The organism is Chlorogloea sp. CCALA 695, from assembly GCF_003003885.1.
Classification (GTDB): domain Bacteria; phylum Cyanobacteriota; class Cyanobacteriia; order Cyanobacteriales; family Chroococcidiopsidaceae; genus Aliterella.
Window position 1 is genome coordinate 1 of record NZ_PVWN01000118.1, and the last position, 5,154, is coordinate 5,154.

7 protein-coding genes are annotated in these 5,154 nt (G+C 43.3%); all 7 read right to left on the minus strand.

What is annotated here, in order from left to right; genetic code table 11:
- Nucleotides 1-488 precede the first annotated feature (488 nt).
- The 7 genes from C7B70_RS24940 to C7B70_RS24970 all read right to left on the minus strand — a co-directional run bounded on the left by C7B70_RS24940 (nt 489) and on the right by C7B70_RS24970 (nt 5,044).
- Nucleotides 489-1,505: a hypothetical protein gene (locus tag C7B70_RS24940; RefSeq protein ID WP_106371577.1), complete on the minus strand. Its 1,017-nt coding sequence runs from the start codon at nt 1,503-1,505 to the stop codon at nt 489-491.
- A 291-nt stretch (nt 1,506-1,796) separates the two neighbouring features.
- The gene (locus tag C7B70_RS24945; protein WP_106371578.1) at nt 1,797-2,039 is read right to left on the minus strand and encodes a hypothetical protein; all 243 of its coding nucleotides are present in this window, start codon (nt 2,037-2,039) and stop codon (nt 1,797-1,799) included.
- Nucleotides 2,020-2,466 carry an HAD family hydrolase gene (locus C7B70_RS24950; protein WP_106371579.1) on the minus strand — a complete coding sequence of 149 codons (447 nt, stop codon included), beginning with the start codon at nt 2,464-2,466 and terminating at the stop codon, nt 2,020-2,022. Before C7B70_RS24950 ends, C7B70_RS24945 begins: the two co-directional genes overlap by 20 nt.
- A 279-nt stretch (nt 2,467-2,745) precedes the next feature.
- Complete coding sequence (locus C7B70_RS24955) at nt 2,746-3,963, minus strand: transposase (RefSeq protein ID WP_199192557.1); 1,218 nt, start codon at nt 3,961-3,963, stop codon at nt 2,746-2,748.
- A gap of 273 nt (nt 3,964-4,236) precedes the next feature.
- Nucleotides 4,237-4,617, minus strand: a complete 381-nt coding sequence (locus C7B70_RS24960; protein ID WP_106371580.1) for a hypothetical protein — start codon at nt 4,615-4,617, stop codon at nt 4,237-4,239.
- A gap of 13 nt (nt 4,618-4,630) precedes the next feature.
- Nucleotides 4,631-4,822 carry a hypothetical protein gene (locus tag C7B70_RS24965; protein WP_106371581.1) on the minus strand — a complete coding sequence of 64 codons (192 nt, stop codon included), beginning with the start codon at nt 4,820-4,822 and terminating at the stop codon, nt 4,631-4,633.
- A 3-nt stretch (nt 4,823-4,825) separates the two neighbouring features.
- A complete protein-coding gene (locus tag C7B70_RS24970; RefSeq protein WP_106371582.1) occupies nt 4,826-5,044 on the minus strand; it encodes a hypothetical protein in 219 nt (72 codons plus the stop codon).
- Nucleotides 5,045-5,154 lie beyond the last annotated feature (110 nt).

A 5,154-nucleotide genomic window follows, 5' to 3' on the forward strand; every position in this document is an offset into this window, starting at 1 on the left:
AGCCGGGTGAGGCAAAAGTTTCATGCCCGGATCTGTAGGAGAGGTGCGGGGTTGTAATAGCCCCCATCGACTCTAACCAATGGGATCACTAACATCAATACTAGTAGGAACGCAAACCACTTAACTAAATTCGTTGGTAGTCCTACAAGAAGTAATGATTTATTGCAAAAATGACCAACAATTTGTCGCCTAGACTTTTTAGCGGTTCTAGCTGATATACAGATATAAGATTCCGGTATAATTACAACTCAACAGGAGCAAACAAGTTCTACTCTAGCAATTATCATTACTCTCGTCATATTAGCCTTTAGGCTACACAGTATTTTGCCAATTCACTTGAAAAATTTGAGAAACTGCTAATGCGTGTAGCCTAAAATACCAACTAGAAGTAATGAATTCTTCAATTTCTGCCGTTAATGTTTGCCAAAAAAGTGGGTAATAATTTTTTAATGTAGCGGATTTAGTTTCATTTAAGCACAGACTTTTTGCTAATTAGAGTGGGGCTTGGAGTTACATAAACCAATCGTGCCATCATCATTAAAAATCGCCCACTGCGGATCGCAGATGCCACCGACGAAGTGTCCCGCTTCATCTTCAAGTTGGAAACCAAAGAAGACAGGATTTTCCTCTTCCGGGTTGGCAAATTTGCCGCCATAAAGACCATTACTAAGCAAGGTAGCTGACTTCTGTTCCCAAGGAATATGATCATAAGTAATTTGTCCCCGGTCTTTTATCGGCAAAGAGCGGACGTAATACGTGCCTTTTGGGTCTCGGCGCTCAAAAAATCTATTCCAATAAGGACTAAACAAAAGATACAAACGCCAACAGTTGGGTTGCTTTCGCCAGAAGACTTGGGGAACCTCCAGATAATAAAATTCTGGGGACACGTACAAAACACGATAAGGCTGCGTCTGCCAATCTTCTAAGTCCAAGGAAATCGCGTAAGCTACAGCACCACCCGCATCAGTCGGCGCATCACTTGGACAAGCACAGATAAAAGCATAAAACTGCCCGTCTGTAGCATCTTTAATTACATAAGGATCGCGCCAGCTAACGCCATCAAATTCACTGCCCAGTCCAGGATTAGGGATAATAGGGTTTTCCTTTGATGCTGATGTCCGTTGCCAGACGAGCAGATTGTCTGACTGAGCGACACCAATATTTTGCGGTTGTCGCCGCTCATGAGCGGTTAGTACAAATTTGGCTTGGGAGCATCGCGCCGTGTAGAACATATAGTAGCAACCTTCTTTTTCAATAATACTGCCCGTCCAAATAGAAACATCATCCCAGTGACCCTCCCGTCTTGCTAAGGCAGGGTCTTGAAGTGATTCTTGCCAACCAAAATCAGTAAGAATGGCATGACCAATGGATGAAAGATTATGCCGCCGCTCGGCAATGTAAGCACAAGCCAGTCGATTTGCTTGGAGGTAGAAAACGTGGAGATTTGGCTCTTTGTAGACAAACCAAAAATCCCAGCAATACTTATTTAGAGGTTGCCAAGGCATTATTTATTCAGTGTAAATGTTTATAGCGGTTTTCAATTCAGAAAAATCTAGCATGAGTTGTAACATAGGTATCTTGCCGGGAGCATCTCACTTTTACAATGAGTACAAATACTCAAGCGCAAAACTAAACTTTTTCAGGTATCAGTCGGAAATAGTTTTAGCTTTAGAATTCCAATTTGAAAACTCTATTTTTGCCAAAAGCCCTGATATGTAAGATTTGTTGTTGTAAATATTTACACTTACTATAAAGATGGGCTGCTCCCTATTGACTTAATGAGTGAGTGTAAATTACTATGCAAAGAAGTTGATAATTTTGTTCGCTGCTGCAACTAAGTTATCAGCAATTACATCTGGCTGCGGGTAAATAGATAAGTATTCTTGCTCCGATTTTGTGATAAAAGCAGTTTTTAAATTAGCGCGGGCAGCACCTTGAATATCCCAAGCATGAGCCGCTACTAGCCATAAATCACCATTAGCATCTTGTTTAGGCATAGCATAAACATCAGCATGAGGTTTAGTTTTGAAAGGTCGCATCACAAGAAAAAATGCTACTAAAGTAATCTATAGCCTCAGCACGTTCTAATAGCTGGCGCGTCGAATGTTCGCTACCATTAGTTAGAGCAACTATGCGCCACCCAGCATCAATTAAGCTTTGAAATGCTGGCAAAGCTCCTGGTTGCAACTCAAGTTCGCTAACTGATGCGATCGCCTTTTCTAATTGCGTTCGTTCTGCCGTAATCCCCAGTAGCTTCATTGTTCGAGGTAATTCGGCGGCTAACACTTCTATCAGTGGTTGATAGCCGCCTGCATAAGAGAGTGCAAAAGCATCTCGCAAAGACTGAGCAAACCAAAGTTCGAGACTGTGAGCAGGCGCTCCTAAACTTATCAAACTCTGACGCGGTTTTTCTAAACTAAAGCAAGTGCCAATAATATCGAAAGCTACAGTACCTTTAATTTCCATTTAGAAGATATGGTAAATGTCAGTATTGTGCCATGCGATCGCACTTGCTGTACCTTCAGGTTTGGATAGTTTTATAAGAGTAAGCTGAAAAGCTAAAAGGAACCTGAAATACGTTCACTTGCCTCTGTAAGTGTTTGCTTCAAGAGCGCTGTTTGCCACGGCAATTACTTGAGCATCTGTTTTTTCTTTACGTTCACTTTAAAGCTTTCATGCGATTCAAGAGAAAGCCGAACTAATAAAATAGTTCGGCACTTTCAGGAGGATAGGAAACGCGAGTAATTAATTGTTACCTGTAACCAACTCCTTGACCAATTCAGCAAATAGCCAATCCATAGCGCGACTGGCGATGCGACTGCGGATAAGTTGGATCGGCCGCGACTGCTCTTTTTCCCGGTCAAATATTTCACTTAAAGCCGTACCAATAGAGTTTTTGACGCGGTTTCTTTTTGGTTCAATTCGAGTAAAAACCCACTGCCAGAGCGCCCTCCGAATTAAGGAAGAGCCAGCCTTTTTACTTTTCTTTTTATCGCCGCTATCTTCTCTCGTTGGCGCTACCCCTAGTGCTTTTTGAAATCGCCTACGGGACAGGTGGCGTTTAGTTGGCTTTCCTGATACTCGACCCTTGAGGACTTTAATTTCTGGTTTGCCATCAGCGCCAAAGTAGTTTTCTAGAGGGTAGATTTGGGACAAGATCAGAGCTTCGGTGCGTTCGCCAAAACCAAAGAGCGCAAAGACCTTGCGGTATTTGAGAAAGCGCAAATCTTTCATTAAATGCCGCATTGAGACTTCTAAAGCTCGTTCCCGGCGCTGAAGAACAATGATGGCTTTGGCGCTGTTTTCCGTTTCTTCCTTGAGTCCTAGACCGACACTTTCTTGATAGAGCTTTTGATATTTTTTGCTTTTACGTTCTCCTGCTAACCAGCCCCAAAAAAGCGGCGCGTCCAGACCAATGAAAGCCGCTTCCGGGAACTGCCAAGCCAAATCTTGACGAATGCGGTTAACAATTGGCGACTGCACTCGGTTGAGATGCTGGAGTCTTAAAGAGATATCCCGGATTTGAGAGATGATCGGATCGCGTATCCTGACAAAACGGCGATCGCTCAAGTGATGCTCTATGTAGTAGCAAGCAAGAGCCAAAGCATCGGCAGAATCGTCTTTATCTGGTAAGTCCAAGTTGACGCGGTAAGTGTTCAATTGTCTATGACCAACTAGGGCGATTTCTACTCCATATTCGGCTAATTTTGTAACCCAAAACTTGGAGTAATTGACCCCTGTAGGCTCTAATACCGCAACATCAGCGTTAAGAGCTAAGAGCGCTTTGATACCACTGCTATCTGTGAAAAAGCGGGGGAAATCATAGTCATAATATACTTTTCGTGGTGACGTTGGTGCAGCATCAAGCACACAAGCAACTACAGAGTTCTTGCAAACGTCGAGTCCGACAACTCGCATTGTGTATTCTCCTTTTTGTTTTGCGGTGAGCGCCTTTTTACCCATCTATGCAAGCCGCCTGCGAATCACCCATAGGCACGCACTTAAGAGCGCCTAATTCACTTTTAAGGCAGATTCTAGGCACGAATGCCTAGGCATAGTGGGGACTAACAAGCACTAACCACAAGTGCCTATGAACGTAAAAAGGCACTTAAGAGCGCCTACTTCGCTGTTGAGGTCTTTAAGTGGTTGGTTTCTTGCTAGTACGCCTTGGTTTGGACCCAAGCCGCTACACCGCGCACTATCGGTGTTTCGCTAGTCTTCTAGCTCATCAGGCGGCTAATAATCGTAATCTTCCTCGTCGCTTTCGTAATAGGGCGGTATTTCGCCCCAAGCTTCATCCCAAAAATCATCCTCATCAAGAAACTCTTTCCCTGCTAGTTGCTCTATTCTTCCAGGCATCATGACCATAAACAGATAGGAAGCAATACACTGGAATGCCTCAACGCTGTTGCGCTCTACGTTTTGCCATAGGTGGCAATTATTGATGTAAACCGTCCCACCATAAGAAAATTGCACGCGACATTGATGATAGTGCCAGCGCGAAGAATCGCCCCAATCTTGAGGCCTTGAAAAACCTAAAATTGGGGTTTCTACCTCAGTGCCATCAACCTCAATTTCATAAAGGGTGTAAATATTGTGGACTTCAATTGTTTCCATGCGGAGCAATTGCCTAAACTTTGGTGCGGGGATGTAATCTAAACCAGGCTTCCATCAACAAAGCCACGTCTTTGTCTCGGTAAATAGAGCTATCGCCATTTATCCAAGTAACTTTGGCTAGCGTTTTTGGGCCATATTCAATCTCAATAGAACGAATTTGAGCTAAATTCAGCCAATGGTCGTCGGATAATTTGCAGGTATACATAGGTTAGAAGTTGTCGGCGGGAACATTGTCAAATAAAGGGTTATGTTCGTCCGGGAAGGGACTAACCGGGGCATCTAATTGAAATTCGACAAAGGCGCGTAACTGGCTTACAGCCTCACTTGCGCTTTCGTCCTCCGAAATTGTGGCAATTGCTTCTAAGCGCTCGGATTCGTAGTTACCAAGGTTTTTGACTTTCTGGTAACTGATGGATTTAATAATCATGAGTTTTTATTAGTAAGGAACGAGGTTATCTAGCCCTCTTGTGTCATTTTCCGGATATAATAAATAAAATAAGTGAAGGATAAAACTCTATGAGGCAGGTAGAGCAATGG

Excerpts from the sequence above, each read along its gene's own strand:
- C7B70_RS24950 (WP_106371579.1), bottom strand. The coding sequence starts at position 2,466 with ATGGAAATTAAAGGTACTGTAGCTTTCGATATTATTGGCACTTGCTTT.
- C7B70_RS24965 (WP_106371581.1), bottom strand. The coding sequence starts at position 4,822 with ATGTATACCTGCAAATTATCCGACGACCATTGGCTGAATTTAGCTCAA.
- C7B70_RS24960 (WP_106371580.1), bottom strand. The coding sequence starts at position 4,617 with ATGGAAACAATTGAAGTCCACAATATTTACACCCTTTATGAAATTGAG.
- C7B70_RS24970 (WP_106371582.1), bottom strand. The coding sequence starts at position 5,044 with ATGATTATTAAATCCATCAGTTACCAGAAAGTCAAAAACCTTGGTAAC.
- C7B70_RS24940 (WP_106371577.1), bottom strand. The coding sequence starts at position 1,505 with ATGCCTTGGCAACCTCTAAATAAGTATTGCTGGGATTTTTGGTTTGTC.
- C7B70_RS24955 (WP_199192557.1), bottom strand. The coding sequence starts at position 3,963 with ATGGGTAAAAAGGCGCTCACCGCAAAACAAAAAGGAGAATACACAATG.
- C7B70_RS24945 (WP_106371578.1), bottom strand. The coding sequence starts at position 2,039 with ATGCGACCTTTCAAAACTAAACCTCATGCTGATGTTTATGCTATGCCT.